The organism is Acinetobacter sp. LipI_15, assembly GCF_058242865.1.
Genome location: NZ_JBZAYN010000001.1, coordinates 2,940,846 through 2,957,593, shown reverse-complemented (window position 1 = coordinate 2,957,593; position 16,748 = coordinate 2,940,846). Strand labels below are relative to the sequence as shown.

At 42.6% G+C, this 16,748-nt stretch carries 18 protein-coding genes; 8 read left to right on the top strand and 10 right to left on the bottom strand.

Features of this window, described 5'->3' with window-relative positions:
- Positions 1-85 precede the first annotated feature (85 nt).
- The gene (locus AC4CU0_RS14025; RefSeq protein ID WP_490743356.1) at positions 86-802 is read right to left on the bottom strand and encodes a hypothetical protein; all 717 of its coding nucleotides are present in this window, start codon (positions 800-802) and stop codon (positions 86-88) included.
- Positions 803-1,065: 263 nt separating this feature from the next.
- Here AC4CU0_RS14025 and AC4CU0_RS14020 point away from each other — a divergent pair, with 263 nt between their 5' ends.
- Both AC4CU0_RS14020 and AC4CU0_RS14015 read left to right on the top strand, forming a co-directional pair.
- Complete coding sequence (locus AC4CU0_RS14020) at positions 1,066-2,154, top strand: DNA/RNA non-specific endonuclease (RefSeq protein ID WP_490743355.1); 1,089 nt, start codon at positions 1,066-1,068, stop codon at positions 2,152-2,154.
- Positions 2,155-2,271: 117 nt separating this feature from the next.
- Entirely contained in the window at positions 2,272-2,520 is a 249-nt protein-coding gene (locus AC4CU0_RS14015) for a hypothetical protein (RefSeq protein WP_078193158.1), read from the top strand.
- A 99-nt stretch (positions 2,521-2,619) separates the two neighbouring features.
- On the opposite strand, the gene aqpZ is transcribed toward AC4CU0_RS14015, so the two are convergent.
- A complete protein-coding gene (gene aqpZ / locus AC4CU0_RS14010; protein WP_490743354.1) occupies positions 2,620-3,306 on the bottom strand; it encodes an aquaporin Z in 687 nt (228 codons plus the stop codon).
- Between the two features lie 165 nt (positions 3,307-3,471).
- Positions 3,472-4,482 (bottom strand): AraC family transcriptional regulator ligand-binding domain-containing protein, encoded by a 1,011-nt coding sequence (locus AC4CU0_RS14005; protein ID WP_490743352.1) that lies wholly within the window; start codon positions 4,480-4,482, stop codon positions 3,472-3,474.
- Between the two features lie 111 nt (positions 4,483-4,593).
- Between AC4CU0_RS14005 and AC4CU0_RS14000 the strand changes: the two genes are divergently transcribed.
- Positions 4,594-5,214 (top strand): hypothetical protein, encoded by a 621-nt coding sequence (locus AC4CU0_RS14000; RefSeq protein ID WP_490743351.1) that lies wholly within the window; start codon positions 4,594-4,596, stop codon positions 5,212-5,214.
- 375 nt (positions 5,215-5,589) lie between these two features.
- Here the strand turns inward: AC4CU0_RS14000 and hisF are convergent, their stop codons facing one another.
- Positions 5,590-6,348 carry an imidazole glycerol phosphate synthase subunit HisF gene (hisF, locus tag AC4CU0_RS13995; RefSeq protein ID WP_078190498.1) on the bottom strand — a complete coding sequence of 253 codons (759 nt, stop codon included), beginning with the start codon at positions 6,346-6,348 and terminating at the stop codon, positions 5,590-5,592.
- A 113-nt stretch (positions 6,349-6,461) separates the two neighbouring features.
- Here hisF and AC4CU0_RS13990 point away from each other — a divergent pair, with 113 nt between their 5' ends.
- From AC4CU0_RS13990 to AC4CU0_RS13980, 3 genes are read left to right on the top strand one after another with little or no spacing between them, the layout of a single operon-like run.
- Positions 6,462-7,412 (top strand): homoserine kinase, encoded by a 951-nt coding sequence (locus AC4CU0_RS13990; protein WP_111884520.1) that lies wholly within the window; start codon positions 6,462-6,464, stop codon positions 7,410-7,412.
- Between the two features lie 27 nt (positions 7,413-7,439).
- On the top strand, positions 7,440-8,066 hold the full coding sequence (locus tag AC4CU0_RS13985) for a DUF1294 domain-containing protein (RefSeq protein ID WP_490743350.1): 627 nt from the start codon (positions 7,440-7,442) through the stop codon (positions 8,064-8,066).
- A 39-nt stretch (positions 8,067-8,105) separates the two neighbouring features.
- Positions 8,106-8,498, top strand: coding sequence for a DUF4870 family protein (locus AC4CU0_RS13980; RefSeq protein WP_490743349.1), 393 nt, complete (start codon positions 8,106-8,108; stop codon positions 8,496-8,498).
- Positions 8,499-8,779: 281 nt separating this feature from the next.
- Here the strand turns inward: AC4CU0_RS13980 and AC4CU0_RS13975 are convergent, their stop codons facing one another.
- On the bottom strand, positions 8,780-9,139 hold the full coding sequence (locus tag AC4CU0_RS13975) for a COG3415 family protein (RefSeq protein ID WP_180050672.1): 360 nt from the start codon (positions 9,137-9,139) through the stop codon (positions 8,780-8,782).
- A 96-nt stretch (positions 9,140-9,235) separates the two neighbouring features.
- On the opposite strand from AC4CU0_RS13975, the gene AC4CU0_RS13970 reads away from it, so the two are divergent.
- A complete protein-coding gene (locus tag AC4CU0_RS13970) occupies positions 9,236-10,567 on the top strand; it encodes an APC family permease (RefSeq protein ID WP_490743348.1) in 1,332 nt (443 codons plus the stop codon).
- Positions 10,568-10,623: 56 nt separating this feature from the next.
- Complete coding sequence (locus tag AC4CU0_RS13965; RefSeq protein ID WP_168378993.1) at positions 10,624-12,033, top strand: NAD(P)/FAD-dependent oxidoreductase; 1,410 nt, start codon at positions 10,624-10,626, stop codon at positions 12,031-12,033.
- Between the two features lie 70 nt (positions 12,034-12,103).
- Here AC4CU0_RS13965 and AC4CU0_RS13960 read toward each other — a convergent pair whose 3' ends face one another.
- The 5 genes from AC4CU0_RS13960 to AC4CU0_RS13940 form a co-directional block, all read right to left on the bottom strand.
- Positions 12,104-13,018, bottom strand: a complete 915-nt coding sequence (locus AC4CU0_RS13960) for a DMT family transporter (protein ID WP_490743347.1) — start codon at positions 13,016-13,018, stop codon at positions 12,104-12,106.
- An 82-nt stretch (positions 13,019-13,100) separates the two neighbouring features.
- Positions 13,101-13,832 carry a 1-(5-phosphoribosyl)-5-[(5-phosphoribosylamino)methylideneamino]imidazole-4-carboxamide isomerase gene (gene hisA / locus AC4CU0_RS13955; protein WP_078190493.1) on the bottom strand — a complete coding sequence of 244 codons (732 nt, stop codon included), beginning with the start codon at positions 13,830-13,832 and terminating at the stop codon, positions 13,101-13,103.
- Positions 13,833-14,025: 193 nt separating this feature from the next.
- A complete protein-coding gene (locus AC4CU0_RS13950) occupies positions 14,026-14,790 on the bottom strand; it encodes a hypothetical protein (RefSeq protein WP_490743346.1) in 765 nt (254 codons plus the stop codon).
- Between the two features lie 433 nt (positions 14,791-15,223).
- Positions 15,224-15,889: a 3'-5' exonuclease gene (locus AC4CU0_RS13945; RefSeq protein WP_490743345.1), complete on the bottom strand. Its 666-nt coding sequence runs from the start codon at positions 15,887-15,889 to the stop codon at positions 15,224-15,226.
- Positions 15,890-16,044: 155 nt separating this feature from the next.
- Complete coding sequence (locus AC4CU0_RS13940) at positions 16,045-16,518, bottom strand: DUF805 domain-containing protein (RefSeq protein WP_490743344.1); 474 nt, start codon at positions 16,516-16,518, stop codon at positions 16,045-16,047.
- Between the last annotated feature and the right edge of the window lie 230 nt (positions 16,519-16,748).

Genomic DNA, 16,748 nt, shown 5'->3' with positions numbered 1-16,748 from the left:
TTCTGTTGCTTTTTCCTGGGAGGAGTATGCGAGCAAAACAACAGAATGAAGATGTTGCGTTATTTCATCCTTGAAAATACGCTGATTAGTTGATTGTCGCGTCTACATCTGCAGAGGCTTCAGGCGCAGCTTGGATGGCTTCGTCAGCAACAGGTGCTTCTGGGTTGGCTTGAATTGATGCATCTGCAGGATTTACACTTTGAGTCTCAGGTGCTGCCATAAAAGCATCTTGTTGTCCTTGAGGAGCTTCAGGCAATGCAGCCGATGCGCTATCGGCATTCACTGGCGCTTCTGCAGAAGAGGCAATGACGGGTGCAGCGTTGTTATCCGCTGATACGGCTTCAGGTGCTTGCTGTGCTGTTTCCACAGGTGCTTCAGTTACCGCGGCTTCAGGTGTATTGGCCACTGCTGTTTGTTCAGTTGGAACGGACTGCTCTGTAGGTGCAGCAGCTACACTTTGTTGTTCATTTGCGAGTGCATTTTCCGCTTCAGTCACGGCTTGTTCAGCATTTGCAGGGACTGCAGGGGCATTCGGATCGATTTGGTTTGCCTGAGCTTGTTCAGGGTTTAAGGGCTGTTCTGTTGCAGCGGCATTGACTTGTCCGGCAGGAGCTTCAACCAATTGAACTTGGCCACTTGAAACCAAGTCCTGAATGGAACCAGATTGACCATTCACGGTGGTCACAATTTTGACTTTAGACAAGCTTTCTAATGTATCACCGGGTTGAATCGGCGGCTCTGCAAATGCTGCTGCGCTCATTAAACCTGAAATTAAACCTAAACCTAAAATTTTAGAATGCATAATCACTCCGTATATTTTTATCGCAATTTTTCGTATTTTTACCTTGTCATAATTCTTGAGGCGAATTCAATGAAACATACGCAACTGCTTCATGACTTCCTATAAAGACCTGCACAACTGCGACATAAAGTTACATCAACTGCTGCTTTGTTAAACAATATTTGTGTGATTGTTAAGCAAATTAAAAAAGAAAAGTGTACTAAAATTTGCACCCTTGCTAAGCTGCGGAAAAATAGTCCTTTTAGAAGTCATTGTTGTAAGTCATGGTCAAAAAGAAACGCAATTCAGCAAATCCGCTTTCACAGTTATTTGGGCAAAATGGCATAAAAGTGCTGTTGGGTCTGGTGGCAACAGGAAGCTTTGCTATTGCTTTCGGGCAAGAAAAAATTCAACAACTTGTTTCTATGAGCAGCACTTCAAATAGCGCCTGTTTGGACCAATTTTATCGTGAAGTGCCACCTTATTTGGTCCGTGAAAGCCTACATAAAAACAGTTTTCCACTGTGTTTTAATGGCTTTAATGTCATGTATTCAGGGATATCCAAGACACCGCTTTGGGTTGCAGAAGCATTAACCCCCGCACGCCTGAGTCAAAAAATTCCGCGTGAAGATAACTTTCATGAAGAGACTCGCGTGCCGTCTGAATATCGGGCTTTGCTTTCAGACTATAAATCTTCAGGCTATGACCGTGGACACATGGCGCCAAATGCCGATATGCCCAATAAAGCTGCGCAGTTAGATAGTTTTTCTTTGGCCAATATGGTGCCGCAAGCTCCAAAAAATAATCAGCAAGTGTGGCGTGAGTTAGAAGAAGCCACACGGGCGATAGTGACCAAACAAAAGCAAGATGTCTATGTGGTAACGGGGCCGGTATATAGTGCGAAAAAATTAAAAACCATCGGGCAAGGGGTCATTGTGCCGACCGCTACTTATAAGGCGATCTATTTGCCGAAAAAAGGTGTTGCAGGCGTGTACTATGCGGACAATACCTTGCGTGATACGGCACCGACAGTCAAAGTGATGAGTATTTGTGCGCTAGAAGAATTGACTGGAATTAATTTCTTTCCAGAATTAACTGAAGACCAAAAGCGCAATACCTACCGTTTGCCACTCAAAGCCACCCAAGTCAAAGCAAATCAAGACATTGCTTATTTGCATTGGGATGCTGAAAGCCAGTGTGCTGCAGATGTCGCAGAAGACAAGATTTTAAGTTTGCAAAAAGACTTTAAATCGAGTGGTGGTTCTGTGGGAGAGACATCCATGGCAAGCAGTGAAAATGACAACAATCAAGATGCCTTGGTCAAACAATTGATTGAAGAAATTTTGCAATATCTGCTACAAATTTTGAAATAATCGAGCAGATAATAGCGCTGAATTGCGAGTGATGAAGAGGATCTTTGCTTGCAGTTGAAATCTTTTTCACGTATTTCTATTGCTGCATCACTACAAAAAGAAAGAAGGATATCCAACATGTTTAAAGCATTTGAAAATGACACAGCGTCGCATGCAATTCATGACTTAACACTAGAAAATGGCCAAGATCGAATTAATATTTATGGCAACCTACAGGTGACGAAAGACCAAGCTGGATTAGCTGCAGCGAAAGCTTTACAGGCATTTTTCAATGATGTGGTGACAACGCTTGAGGCAGAAACCAACTTAGCTGAAAAAATAGCGCAGGGCGGTGAAGACAACGAAGTGGAAAATCCATTTCTTTAATGCTGTGTCATCGACCGTCGAAGGAAGCAATGCTCAATTCGGGATGAATGAAAAAAAAGCTCACAGATTGTGAGCTTTTTTTATGGTGTCTTCTTCTATTTATGCGTCTTTTGCCATCAGTTTATAGATGACAGCACCAATCACCGCGCCAATGATAGGGGCTACCCCAAATAGCCAAACTTGTGAAAGCGCAGCAGTTTCAGCAAAGAATGCCACACCCATACTACGCGCTGGGTTGACCGAAGTATTGGTGACGGGAATGCTGATGAGATGGATCAATGTAAGCGCAAGACCGATTGCAATTGGGGCAAATCCGGCAGGTGCACGTTTATCTGTTGCTCCCATGATCACAATCAGAAAGCCAGCCGTCAGCACAATTTCAATAACTAACGCTGAGAGCATAGAGTATTTGCCCGGAGATAACTCACCATAGCCATTGGTGGCAAAACCGCCGACACCGGTAAATCCGGCCTGACCTTGTACAATGATGAATAGAATAAATGCGGCGAGGGTTGCACCCAGCAATTGAGAAATAATATAGGGTGCTAGTTCTTTGGCTTCAAAACGACCACCGGCCCACAAGCCGATACTCACGGCAGGGTTAAAATGTCCCCCTGAGATATGACCCAGCGCATAAGCAGCCGTTAACACCGTTAAACCGAAGGCCAGTGCCACGCCTGCGAAGCCAATACCAAGTTCAGGAAAGGCCGCAGCCAAGACCGCACTACCACAACCACCAAAGACCAGCCAAAACGTACCGATCAGTTCTGCCAAATATTTATTCATTTAAAACTTCATTTGTTTTTGTCATTTGGAATAGATTTTCAATCTTTCACTCAGCATGAGTGCAATCTAGTTGTGAAGTGTTGTTTTATTCATTTATTGAATATGCATAGCTTTAATGGATTTTGCTGAAAATCACAATATATAAAATGATAACTGCGTCACATTTTAACTTACTGCTTCAATTTGCGATAAGCGCCATTGCTGTGGGGTTAAATTTCGCCATTGTTTAAAAGCACGTTGAAATGCACTCTGTTCTGAATAACCCAGCAGTAGCGCAATTTCTTGCAAACTTAAATGTGGGTCTCTTAAAAATTCTTCAGCCATCATACAGCGGACCTCCTGCATGCGTTGCTGATAGGTGCTGCCTTGTTGTTGTAAATGGCGTTGTAATTGTCGGACGGAAAGATTGAGTTGCGTAGCGACATGTTCAATTTGGAACTGTTTTTTTTGCAAACCCATTAAGATGGCTTGCTGTAAGCGTTGGTCGATTTGCGTGGTATTCGGCAGTTTTTCTAATAAAGACTGTGCCTGTTGCATTAACAGTTTTTGTAAGGTCTGATCGCCTTGGGAAAAGGGGCGAGACAGTTCTTGAATGGGAACAATAACCTTCGACTTTTCTTGGGAAAAACGAACTTTGCAGCGAAAATATTGTTCATACTGAGCGACATTTTTTGGTGCAGGATTATGAAAATGTACTTCGTGTAAATTGATATCTTCAAAACGCATGAATAATTTTAGAAACTGCAGCATTAAGGCAATCGCAATTTCATCGGTCAATTGATTGGCCATATTCATGGGTAAATCATTCCAACCGATCGAGAAAAAATCATTTTGAATATCAATCAGCAATGGGCTGCCATCGAAGATTAAGCGATGAAAATCATGGTAGCGGAGCAGCGCTTCGCCCAAGTTTTCACAGGACAGAGCAATATACGCAATAATGCCAATATGTTTGGGTTGCACATGTTCTGCAATTTCTAAACCCAGCGCCGGCTTTTGGATCTTTTGATCTAAATCCATCAATAAATCACGCCAAATGGCATAATCAAAACGCTCTAAGTTTTGAACTTTATTCAATTTTTCAGGAATAGCAATGCCTTGGGCTTGGTGATAAGCATAGAGCAAATGGCCCAGTCCTCCATAGACCGATCCTGTATAGTCCTTGAGTTGTTGCATATTTTTTTAATTCTAAATTTTGTCGTGTTTTGTCAATAATATTAAAAAAAACGGTCAATATCTAGCCCTTTTCATTACCTATAGTGGAGCTAAGAAAAGGAGATATTGGTCATGTTAAAAGGTTTTATTGCAGGGTTGGTCGTCGCCAATGCCTTTGAATGGGTCGCACATAAATATGTTTTGCATGGGACGCATCGGTCAGGCAAGCCACGTTTTAGTCTAGTACCGAAAAGCATGAAATCACATTGGGAACATCATCGTGAAGTTCGAAAAACAGATTTTCATGATCATGGTTATGTTGAAGGTGTACAGAACTGGCGCACGAAAAATGAAATATTGTCACTGGTGGTAGTTTCCGCCGTATTTGTCCCGCTGTTTTATCCCATTTCCAAAGGAATGAGTTTGTCTGTGCTGTATTGCGCAGGGAATTATTATTATATCCATCGTCGCGCACATCTTGAGCCAGAGTGGGCGATGAAAAAGATTCCATGGCACTATGACCACCATATGAACTCAAATCAGGATGCCAATTGGTGTGTGACCAAGCCGTGGTTTGATTATATTTTAGGGACTCGGGTGATCTCCTCGGCAAAATTACAGGAACAGAACCCATTGGGTGTGTTACTACCGACAGCGATTGCCAAGCCATTGTCACACTGGGTCAATCGGGTATTTCCTGCAAAGTGGGTGGCTGAGCGTGAAAAGCCAGCTGCACTTCTTGAAACGGTCTAATATGAATGCGCTGTGCGTTTTGACAACGAGCGTTGCTACCCATTTGAGCTGTCGCAATTTGTCAATAAATTATGAATCTACTGTCAATCAAATACAGTGTAAATGCCCTATATTTAAATCATCAAAAGGCTTGTACACGACGAGTTGATTGATGAAGTTGCTATGTATATTTTTTCATTTGTTTTACGTATCAGACCAAGTGCTGTAGTTTTTCTTGGTTTATAGGAGCCGACAAGGCTCCTTTTTTTATGTCTATCGTTGATGAATTGTATGGGCGATGCTCTGCTACAAATCAATGGCGTTGCATCAAAAACACCAAAGCAAAAAAAAGAGCGAATCATCGCTCTTTTTCAATCTTCATTGAAAACAAGCCCATTAAAGACGCATTTCAATGCCTTGTTCTGCTAGATATTTTTTCGCTTCAGGAATGGTGTGTTGACCAAAGTGGAAAATAGAGGCTGCAAGCACCGCATCTGCACCGCCTTTTAAAATACCATCAGCCAAATGTTGGAGATTACCGACACCACCAGAAGCAATGGTTGGAATGGTCACACGGTCATTGATATTACGCATCAGTTCAATGTCATAACCGGCTTTGGTTCCATCGGCATCCATCGAGGTGATAAGTAATTCACCTGCACCGAAGTCCGCCATTTTTACTGCCCATTCGATGGCATCGATGCCGGTTTCTTTACGACCACCGTGGGTGAAAATTTCCCATTTATTATCGCCGGTTTTTTTCGCATCAATAGCAACCACAATACACTGTGCGCCAAAACGCTGAGAGGCTTCTTGTACAAATTCAGGGTTATAGATGGCAGCAGAGTTAATCGAAACTTTGTCCGCACCCGCATTTAATAACAGGCGGATATCTTCTACTTTACGCACGCCACCACCGACTGTTAATGGCACAAATACAGACTCAGCCATACGCTCTACTGTACGGTAAGTGGTATCACGACCATTTGAGGTTGCGGTAATGTCTAAGAAGGTAATTTCGTCCGCACCTTGTTCGTTATAACGGCGTGCAACTTCAACTGGATCGCCTGCATCACGAATATCAAGAAATTGAACACCTTTCACTACACGACCGTTGTCCACGTCGAGGCAAGGAATAATACGTTTAGCAAGCATAATTTTTTCCAAAAATAACAGCCGATTATGAAACTTCGCGACTTAGATGCTACACCTTAGTAGTCGGAGCGGTTATTCTATCAAAAATATGTAAGTTTTTTCGCAGGTTTTCTATGTCGGTTTATACCACTTTGACTTTAAAGGAAGTTCAGGATTTTGCAGCACCTTATGGACTGGAGGTGATTGACCTGATTCCGATTCAAGGCGGTATTCAAAATACCAACTATTTTATTGTTTGCGAAAATGGCACGCAGTATGTATTAACTGTATTTGAAGAGATGGACGAGCAAGGTGCAGGGGAGCTGGTTCCTGTACTCGAACACTTGGGGCAGGCTGGTCTAGCTGTGCCTGTACCACTGAATCATTCAGGTAAAGCGATTCATAGCTTAAAGGATAAACCTGCACAGATTGCGCCACGCATGCAAGGTCAACATCCCATGCCTGCGAGCTTAGCGCAAGCAGAAGCGATTGCTGTAGCCCAAGCGAAAATGCATGTGGCTTTACAAGATTTCCCTTTGGAACGTGCAGAATATCGTGATCATGCTTATTGGTTACAAGTTTCACGTGATATTCGTCCAACATTAAATGAAGCAGATACCACGTTACTTAACAATCTGTTGGGCTTATATGACATCTTAACGGCGATGTATCCAGACCGTCCTACCGGTTTTATTCATTCTGATCTGTTCCGTGACAATACTCTATTTGAAGGCGATCAACTCAACGGCATTTTAGACTTTTATGAGTTAAACAAAGACGAACTCTTGTTTGATATTGCTATTACTTTAAATGACTTTTGTACTGAATATCCGGATGTACATTTGAATGAAGACAAAGCCATTGCCTTTTTAAATGCCTATGAAAGCGTGCGTCCATTAACCGCAGATGAAAAATCATGCCTAGAGTTATATTTGGCGATGGCAGCGGGTCGTTTCTGGATGATGCGTTTACAGGTGGCACAGAAAAATGCGGCAGAAGGCCGTACAGGGGATGATATTTTGCAGAAAAACCCTGCTGAAATGCGTAATATGCTGATTGAACGATTAAAATTCGTCACAGCATAAATTTTAAAAACAACGAGAGGGAAAAGCATGCGTGATCAAGGACGCTTAGTAGAATGGTTTGATGATAAGGGCTACGGCTTCATTCAACCGAACGATAGCACCAAAGATCGCGTATTTTTGCACATTAAAGACTTTTCCCGTCCCGGCCCACGACCAATCGTGGGCTGCGCGTTGGATTATGCTGTGATCTTAGACGAACGCGGACGCTTTCGTGCGCAGCAAGTGCATTATTTAAAAGCCTCACAAACCAAAGCTGCACAACGCCCCAATAAAAAAAATGTGGTGCAGATGCCGCGTCAGGCAGAGCCGATGCAAATCTTGTGCATCATTTATATCCTCGCCTTGGCGGGCTTGTCTGTGGCGGGTTTAATCAGTGGTATGGTGCTGCTTTTTGTGAGTATTATCAATGTCCTGACCTATTGGTTCTATGCGCAGGATAAAGAAGCTGCGCAAATGGGGAATCGACGCGTGCCAGAAAATACACTGCATCTTTTGTCTTTTTTAGGTGGGTGGCCGGCGGCATGGCTGGCTCAGCAACGTTTGCGGCATAAAACACAAAAACAACCGTTTCGAAAAATATATTTCTGTACCATAGCCTTTAACATATTACTGATTTTATGGCTAATTTCACCATTTAATATCCTGCATATCTAGGGTGGAATGATCCGCAAAATCATCATGACGGAGAGCGAAATGAATTATTCCATTGATAAAGATCCAAACCGCCTGCTCACGATTATTTTGTATATTCTTTATATTGTGGCGATTTTTTCTGCCGGCTTGCTTGCGATTCTCGCGCTGATTATCAATTACGTCAAACGCAGTGATGTCCGCGGTACGATTTTTGAAAGCCATTTTACTTGGCAGATCAGTACGTTTTGGTGGTATCTCATTTGGAACATCATTGCTTTCGTGCCTTTTATTTTTCTGTTCTTTACCGGCAATAATGCCAATGCCTTTGCGGGTGTGGCACTGGGAGCGAGTACCTTCTGTGTCACGGTGATCGGACTGTCTTGGTTATGGATTGTGTACCGCGCGATTAAAGGTTTAATTCGTGTCAATGACAACAGACCGATGTATGAGTAAATACAGCAGCATAATGACAAGCGACCCATGGGTCGCTTTTATTTTTTTCGTTTGACCATTCGATAGGCGGCATCAAAAAATGCTCTTTTATAAAGCAATTGCACATAAAAGTGCTTAACTTTGGTTATTTAAGCAAAATTGACTATACATTTTTAAGAATTATAACTTACATTCTTAATAATATAAATTTACGTTTTTACTAAAATAAATTTACATTAATGTATAGTTGTTTATTTAAATTATTTTCTGGATTTTTATTTAAAATTACACCAGTTTAGGTATTAGCTATAGAATCGACCACGGCGACGGCGCATACCTAAAACGTGTATTGCGCGTACCAATACCGCATACGAAACAGGATAGCTAAATCGCTGTTCAAATAATGGAACTAGATCACTAATATTTTTAAATTTTGTATTTTTTACAAATACTTGAAATTCATTCCAGTCGCGAATGTGGCTCGGTGCACCACGGTTTTTTGCGGCTTTTGGGAGCAAACTTCCGGTCTCTTCCTCCAGGCGAATCCAAGCATCCAAGGTGACTCGAGAGATGTTAAACTCTTTGCATACAGCCACTTTGTAGTCAGTTTTTTTATACATCTGAATGGCTGATTTTCTGGTTTCTAAATCATACTTTGGCATTTTTTGAATCATCATTAAAATAATGAATGAATATTATATGGCATGTTGATTGCAAAAGAACCTGTAACGCAAATAAATATAGTTCAGGTGACGTGCATGGAAACTTCAGCGTCTGTTTTAAAAAAAATGTCTTTATGGCAAGTGGTGATCATTGGTGTCGCATATATGACGCCAATGGTTGTATTTGATACCTTTGGCATTGTCTCAGGTATTACCGATGGCCGTGTACCACTGGCCTATATTTTGGCTTTATTTGCCATGCTCCTCACTGCATTTAGTTATGCGCGCTTTAGTAAACATTCGGATAAATCGGGTTCTGCTTATACTTACACGGCAGAATCCTGTGGGCCTCAAACTGGATTTTTTGTCGGTTGGTGTTCTTTACTGGATTACATCATGTTGCCTTTGGTTAATGCGCTGTTGGCAGGCATTTATTTAGAAGCGGTCATTCCAAGCGTACCGTATTGGGCGTGGGTGATTTTATTTACCAGCTTGGTCACTTTAATCAACTGCTTTCGTATCAATATATTGGCCAACTTAAGCATGATCTTTGTTTGCACACCTATATTGCTGATGGGCTTTTTTATTTATTTGGTCATTCAAGGGGTAGGGAGTGAGCAAGGTTATGCGCATGTCTTGACGCTCACACCGCTATTCAATGGTGATACGTCAATTTTGCCACTCATCGCAGGGGCTTCAATCCTGTGCTTTAGCTTCTTAGGTTTTGATGCAGTGACCACCATGTCACATGAAACTAAAGATCCGAAACGTACTATTCCGCGTGCGGTTATCCTCACCACGCTTACGGGCGGTGTGATTTTTATTACGGCATCCTGGTTTGTGCAATTGTATTTTCCAACCAATGTCCGTTTTAACAATCCAGATGAAGCGCTGCCTGAGATCGTCCTGTACGTGGGCGGGGCGCTATTCCAATCGGTATTTTTATGCGCCCAAATTATGAATACATTTGCCTCAGGGCTTGCCACGCATGCCAGCGCATCACGCCTGATTCATATTATGGGACGAGATGGCATTTTCCATAAAAGCACATTCGGTCAAGTCCATAGCAAGTTGGGCACGCCTTTATATGCAGTCTTGTTGATTGGTTTGATTTCCTTGGCAGCCATTCGTTTAGATTTAGCCACCGTGGTCAGCATGATTAGCTTTGGTGCCCTCATTGCCTTTACAGCTGTGAACTTCTCCGTGTTTATGAAGTTTTATGTACGTGATGGTCAACGTCATGGTCTTAAAAATATCTTTCTCAACCTGATTTTACCACTGCTTTCAGTGGCTACGCTGATGTGCCTTTGGGTGAATTTAGAACACAACGCCTTGGTTTGCGGTGGCATTTGGTTGGCAGTAGGCGTTGTATTGTTCGCTTATAAAAAGTTAAGAAAACAAAACATTGTGATTGGTAGTGCGTATTAAGTGGCTGAAGCCTCTATAACGATTAAATAGAATTGATAAATAGGAATGTAAATAAAATGAATACAAAGCCAAAATTTGTAAATGATGTTGAATATAAAAACAGTGTCAATGTGCAAAGCGGTAAAGAGTGGAATTGGGTCAATCCTGTGCGTGGCAGTTTTGATTTTCCAGCCAATTACTATGAAAGCTCATTAAGCGCATGGCAGGCTTTTGATGCCCTTGATGCAGATATTGAGTGTGATGTGGTGGTGATTGGTGGTGGCTTATTGGGTGCGTCCACGGCACTGCATTTGGCAGAACAAGGTGTAGATGCAGTATTGGTCGAAAAAAACCGTATTGGTAGTGCTGCATCGGGGCGTAATGGTGGGCAATTAACCCCAGGCCTGGCGCGTTGGGAAGCAGGGGAAATGATTGAGCACTTTAGTTATGAAGAGGCTAAACGCTTATGGCACTTCACTTCGACGGAGGCGATGTCTTTAATTGACCAAATTGCGCAGAACTATGATTTAGATCTACAACGCAAACATCAGCACATTACCGCAGCCGTACACCCAGGGCATTTGGTGGGTTTAACCGAAGGTGCAGATGCGCGTAAATATTTGGGTGAAGACCATACCCAGATTATGGGCAAGCACGAGTTGTTTGAGCATGTGAAATCGGAAAATTATTATGGCGGTTTACTCGATACCCTCGGCGGGCATATTCATCCTTTGGCTTTAAACCGTGGCCTTGCTTATGGTTTTAGTCAACAAGGTGGCAAAATTTATGAGCAAACCGAAGTGCTGTCGGTGGATGAGCGTGAAGATGGGATTTATGTGACGACTACTGGCGGTGTGATTAAAGCACGTAAGAGCGCCGTGATTGGGGTACATCATGCCTCATTTAAACTGCTGCAAAGCCATAATCAAACCACCATTCCATTTTATACTTATGTGTGTACCACAGCGCCCTTAGAGCTCGATCTTGCTGAAATTCTGCCGAGCGATGCACCTGTGTACGATACACAGTTCCAAATTGATTATTATCGCGGGGTATCTAAAAACCGTTTGCTGTTTGGCGGTGAAGGGACGGGTTCTTGCTGGACGCCTGAAAAAACCCATGATTATTTACTGAGCCGAATCAAGCATGTGTTCCCGCAATTGAAACAGGTTGAGCTGGATTTTGTTTGGAGTGGCACCACAGATTTAACCATGAATGGCGCAGCCGATAGCCGTAAGTCCGATGGGAAATATCCGATTTATGCCGTGCAAGGCTGGAGTGGTCATGGTGTGGCGCAAACCGTGCGTATAGGCAAAGCCATTGCCGATGATTTTTGTGGCAATGCCGATGATTTTAAAATGCTCACCAGTATTCAGCATCAGGACATTTTGTTTGGTCGCGCACTTGCACCGATGGTGATTCCAATGGCGAAAACCGCTTATGGGCTGGGGGCTATGGTCAATCCGGGCAAGATGGTGTCCTTCTAAATTTAAGCCTCCTTTATTTATGAAGGGTATCATGCAAAACAGCCCTCGTCATTGAGGGCTGTTTTGAGGGTTAAGATATTTCTTCTGTAGTTTTATCTATATTTTTCTTTAACCATTTCGGCCGCCATTCACTCACAATCACACCAAGAACTACACACAGTCCGCCAATGAGAGCGAGCGGTGTTAAGCGTTCACCGGCAAGCCGCCCAATGATCGCGGCCCAAACCGGTTCACCTGCATAGATGATTGCTGCCTGTGCAGGATCAACCATGCGCTGCGCCCAGTTCATCACCAGTTGAATTACGGCGCTGGCCAGACCTAATCCACAGAGTACAGCGATTAATGGCCATTCAAATTTTGGTAAAGTGGTTTCACCCACCAGTGGGGCAAAGCAAAAACAGAACAGAGAGGCAAATGCCAACTGTAGAACCGTCACTCTGCGCAGATTGACGCGGGGTGCAAAATAGCTGATCAAGATAATTTCAAAAGCAATGGCAATCGACCCGAGCAGCGTAATGATTTGCCCAAAATTGAGCTGAATAGCGCCAAAACCATTACCAGTTAAAAAAACCAAACCAACAAAAGCCAAACTTACTCCCAGCCATGTCATCAGATGTGGTTTATGCCGAAAACAGAGCCACATAAAAATCGGAACTAGCGGTACATACAGCGCGGTTAAAAAAGCCGATTCACTGCTGCTGATGCTTTGCAAGCCGACTGTTTGCGTCGCATAGCCGATCGCGATCACCGCGCCAATACTTGCGCCTGCAATGACATCATATTGAGAAAAATGTCTAAGATATTTGAGCGATAACAGACTCACAGCCAGTGTAGCTGCGGCAAAACGTAGACCGACAAACAGCACTGGACTGCTAAAATTTAAACCGTATTGCACGGTGATAAATCTGGCGCCCCAAATCATGGTAATCAGGATGAGTGCGAGCTGCGGAAACTTGGCTTTCCAAGCAGATTGGACGGTTGGCATGTGTATTTGATTGTTCGAAGAGGGGAAATAAAAATGAGAAATAAAAAAAGAGGCCCGAAGACCTCTTTTCTGCTCGGGTAAATTACAGGCTTTGTTGATCAAGCAGTAATTGAGCTTCACGAAGGTTCAATGTGCCTTCATAAATTGCACGGCCGGTAATCGCACCTAAAATGCCCGGTTGGCCTTTTAAGTTACGCACGTCGTCAAGGTTGGTCACGCCACCCGATGCAATAACAGGTAAGCCTGAATACGTTGCAAGGTTAACGGTTTGTTCAACGTTCACACCTTGCATCATGCCATCACGTGCGATGTCGGTGTAGACAATGCTTGATACGCCAGCATCTGCAAAGCGTTTTGCCAAATCAGTAGCTTTCACATCAGTGACATTTGCCCAACCATCTGTTGCTACCATACCGTTCATGGCATCGATACCGACAATGATATGGCCTGCAAATTTTTTGCATGCTTCTTCAACAAATTCAGGCTCTTTTACCGCTTTTGTACCAATGATGACAAACGATACGCCTGCATCAAGGTAGTGTTCAATGGTTTCAAGAGAGCGGATACCACCACCAATTTGAATTGGTAATTCAGGCTGTGCTTTAGCAATCGCTTCAACCACAGGCTTATGAATCGGTGTACCAGCGAAAGCACCGTTTAAATCTACCAAATGTAAGCGACGCGCGCCTTCATTTACCCAATGCTGTGCAGTTGCCACTGGATCGTCAGAAAATACGGTATCGTCTTCCATACGACCTTGTTTTAAACGGACACATTTGCCATCTTTCAGGTCAATTGCAGGGATGATCAGCATGCTTTCGCTCCTTGCTCAATCAAATTAAGAATGAATTTGTACCTAATCTTATCAAATAAACGGCTATTCACTAAATGCTAATATCAGAATTGATGAATTAAAAAAGCCTGACATAGGTCAGGCTAGTGCAAATAAAGGATTGGATTTTATTGTTGGTCTATAAAAATGCGCTGTGTATTAGCGTTTTTAGTCATTAAACATAAGCGGTTGTTTGTAATAAATCGATGTTTACGGATTGAAGTAAGCTACCGACATCGTATAAGCCTTGATTGAGGGCTGTGGTACTTTCACCGACCACTTGAACAAGATCACCGACCACAGGAAGTTCAGTGGCAATCGATGTAATCGGTACAATGTCATCCAGTAAGGCAGCTAAAGTGCCTGAAACATCTTGCACGACACTACCCATACTTGCTAAAGGATCATTCAGGACGGATGTTAATAATTCGGTAGGATCAATACTGGCTACATAGTCGCCCGTTTCAGCCAACAAGCCTGTTAAATTCCCCGTAGTTTCGCCTACTGCATCCAATAGACCGCCCAGCAATGGCAGGTCAGAAAGTACATCTGTGATTGGTGCAGCCACGCCACTGAGATGATCAACCAAACCTGCAACTTCCGTCACGGTTTGACCGACCACACCAGTTACGCCATTGAGAGCGGTTTGTACACCGCCGAGAAGATCACCTGTCGCTAGTTGATCGGCTACCGCATGTAAGCCATCACCTAAGGTGCCAACCAACTGATTTTCAACCGCGAGTACTTTTTCGATGGTCCCACCAATGAGCGGAAGCTCAGTCAGTGCATCCGTTAAGGGCGCTGTTAAGCTACTTACGGTCTCTAATACGCTGTCTACTGTATCCAAAACAGTATTTAAAACCAGTCCAACCGCTTTACTGATCCCTTGTAAAGTCAGGCTGAGTACACCGCTGATTTTTCCTGTAAATAAGTTCAACATGTCAGGTTCTCCAAGCTTTTAAATTATGATGTGTTATGTATTTGGCAGACTTGTTTTAGCAAAAGGAGATTGATGAAAACAAATTATGAAAGTATAGAAAGAATGAGATAAATCATGTAATTCTGCTATAAAACTTAGAGAGATCAAAACCTTAGTTGAATAAAAATATAAATGTATATTAATGTAATTAAAATGAATTAAATCAAAGATATAAATGTACTTAAAAGGTGCGATTTTATTTTTTTTAGACTGTGCTGTGACTATTTTTAAGGCAATAACGCACTGTTTAAATCTCTAGTGCAAATAAACTGCAAATTCATTGGCACTCTTCAGCCGATCTTTGCACTTGGTCATGCCATAGATTGGGGCAATATCCAGTTACAGAGCGGTTACATCGCTGAATATAAATTAAATCATTAAAATAATTAAGGATTTATAAATTCATGTGCGGACGAATTCTTAGTTTGAGAGAAGTATTGGGAATGGTTTTGGGTAATAAGCCACGTTGTAATAATTCTTCAAAGACCAAAACAGGGGCATAGGCATCGGCAGCGGCATAACGAATTTGCTCCGGACTTAAGCGCTTTTTGGCCCAATTCGAGGTGCTGACCGATTTAGATTTTGGAAAATTCACACGAAAAAGCAGTGCCATGGCATTTTTTAAACCCACAGGTTGGCTTAAGCCAAAAGAAGCAAAGCACTTGGAGAGTTCCAAGACACTATTCAGTTCGATGCCTTTTTTACGAAATAAATGTGCATCATTTTTTAAGCCAAAACCTACTTTAATTTGATCACGATTACTCAAGATTGGTCTTAAAAAATCCCAAGTGCATTCGTTCATTTGAAACAGCCACGCCTGTTGCGCCGTCGCGAGTTGGATTAAATGTGGACCGGTAGAGACCTCACCTTTACGAAAAGTCGGCTTAGATTCAGAGTCGAAACCGAATAAGGCAGTCGTCTGCAATTCATCGGCCCAGTGTTGGCATTGTTCGGCATTGTGAATGACATGGATCTGCTCTGGCACTAAATTTTGGAACAATGGAAAATCTTTAATCTGTTCTTTTGTTGGCAAAATAGGTGTCAGTAGAGCATCAGTCATTGTGATTCAATTCAAAGGCTTGTTGTTGCAGCCTAGAGCGTTTAGTAGGGAAATGCAAATACCGAGATGTGGCGTTGAGCATGAGCCATTGACTCACCTGCCTGTCATAGCGCGTTGCTATGACAGTGACCAATAGGCTTAAAGTCAGTGACGACTTAAAATAGAAAACGCGCAGTAAATAATACATTTACCAAGATCAGTAAGAATAAACCGATAAAGAGAAAGGCGAGGACCACCTCCCATGTTTTGGATGTACGTGGCTCGCCATATTGATTGGCATTTGCAGACCCCGGGATGAGCATCAGCGCAATGCACATGACGATATTGAGCAACGGAATCAACTCTAAGAGTGCAAACCAGCCTGAGAGATTAAAGTCATGCAAACGACGCACTGAAAAAATCATCAAAGGGATCAGCATTAAAACATTTAGGATAAATCCAATCACTTGCGTCATTGGATTTTCAGCATGAGCTATTAGGGCATTGAGGGTATTGGGCATCATGCTGACGATCAGTAGCATCAATATGCTCAGCATGAGGCCATAGAAGACATTCCAACCGATAAAAGACATGCGATTAAAACGACCGTCACGGTTCCAACCAGAGTTTATATTGGGTGAATTATTCATATTAAATGATCTTAAATTATCGTAAAAAGTATAGTTATCATTCATTTTTAGCCGCAAAAAAATTGAGCTAAAAACGACATAAAAATGTGAAAAAGTACAGGATTTGATCCTGAACATAAAAAGCGCGTTGATTATAAAGGTAAAGTACAAAAAAAGCCCACTTGTGTGAGCTTGTTTGAGTAGATGTATTGCTGTTTAGAGCGATCTAGGCGGCATCTAATGATTTATCA

Bases quoted from the DNA above. Each gene is read 5' to 3' on its own strand.
- AC4CU0_RS14025 (WP_490743356.1), bottom strand. From the start codon at position 802: ATGCATTCTAAAATTTTAGGTTTAGGTTTAATTTCAGGTTTAATGAGC.
- AC4CU0_RS14020 (WP_490743355.1), top strand. From the start codon at position 1,066: ATGGTCAAAAAGAAACGCAATTCAGCAAATCCGCTTTCACAGTTATTT.
- AC4CU0_RS14015 (WP_078193158.1), top strand. From the start codon at position 2,272: ATGTTTAAAGCATTTGAAAATGACACAGCGTCGCATGCAATTCATGAC.
- aqpZ (WP_490743354.1), bottom strand. From the start codon at position 3,306: ATGAATAAATATTTGGCAGAACTGATCGGTACGTTTTGGCTGGTCTTT.
- AC4CU0_RS14005 (WP_490743352.1), bottom strand. From the start codon at position 4,482: ATGCAACAACTCAAGGACTATACAGGATCGGTCTATGGAGGACTGGGC.
- AC4CU0_RS14000 (WP_490743351.1), top strand. From the start codon at position 4,594: ATGTTAAAAGGTTTTATTGCAGGGTTGGTCGTCGCCAATGCCTTTGAA.
- hisF (WP_078190498.1), bottom strand. From the start codon at position 6,348: ATGCTTGCTAAACGTATTATTCCTTGCCTCGACGTGGACAACGGTCGT.
- AC4CU0_RS13990 (WP_111884520.1), top strand. From the start codon at position 6,462: ATGTCGGTTTATACCACTTTGACTTTAAAGGAAGTTCAGGATTTTGCA.
- AC4CU0_RS13985 (WP_490743350.1), top strand. From the start codon at position 7,440: ATGCGTGATCAAGGACGCTTAGTAGAATGGTTTGATGATAAGGGCTAC.
- AC4CU0_RS13980 (WP_490743349.1), top strand. From the start codon at position 8,106: ATGAATTATTCCATTGATAAAGATCCAAACCGCCTGCTCACGATTATT.
- AC4CU0_RS13975 (WP_180050672.1), bottom strand. From the start codon at position 9,139: ATGCCAAAGTATGATTTAGAAACCAGAAAATCAGCCATTCAGATGTAT.
- AC4CU0_RS13970 (WP_490743348.1), top strand. From the start codon at position 9,236: ATGGAAACTTCAGCGTCTGTTTTAAAAAAAATGTCTTTATGGCAAGTG.
- AC4CU0_RS13965 (WP_168378993.1), top strand. From the start codon at position 10,624: ATGAATACAAAGCCAAAATTTGTAAATGATGTTGAATATAAAAACAGT.
- AC4CU0_RS13960 (WP_490743347.1), bottom strand. From the start codon at position 13,018: ATGCCAACCGTCCAATCTGCTTGGAAAGCCAAGTTTCCGCAGCTCGCA.
- hisA (WP_078190493.1), bottom strand. From the start codon at position 13,832: ATGCTGATCATCCCTGCAATTGACCTGAAAGATGGCAAATGTGTCCGT.
- AC4CU0_RS13950 (WP_490743346.1), bottom strand. From the start codon at position 14,790: ATGTTGAACTTATTTACAGGAAAAATCAGCGGTGTACTCAGCCTGACT.
- AC4CU0_RS13945 (WP_490743345.1), bottom strand. From the start codon at position 15,889: ATGACTGATGCTCTACTGACACCTATTTTGCCAACAAAAGAACAGATT.
- AC4CU0_RS13940 (WP_490743344.1), bottom strand. From the start codon at position 16,518: ATGAATAATTCACCCAATATAAACTCTGGTTGGAACCGTGACGGTCGT.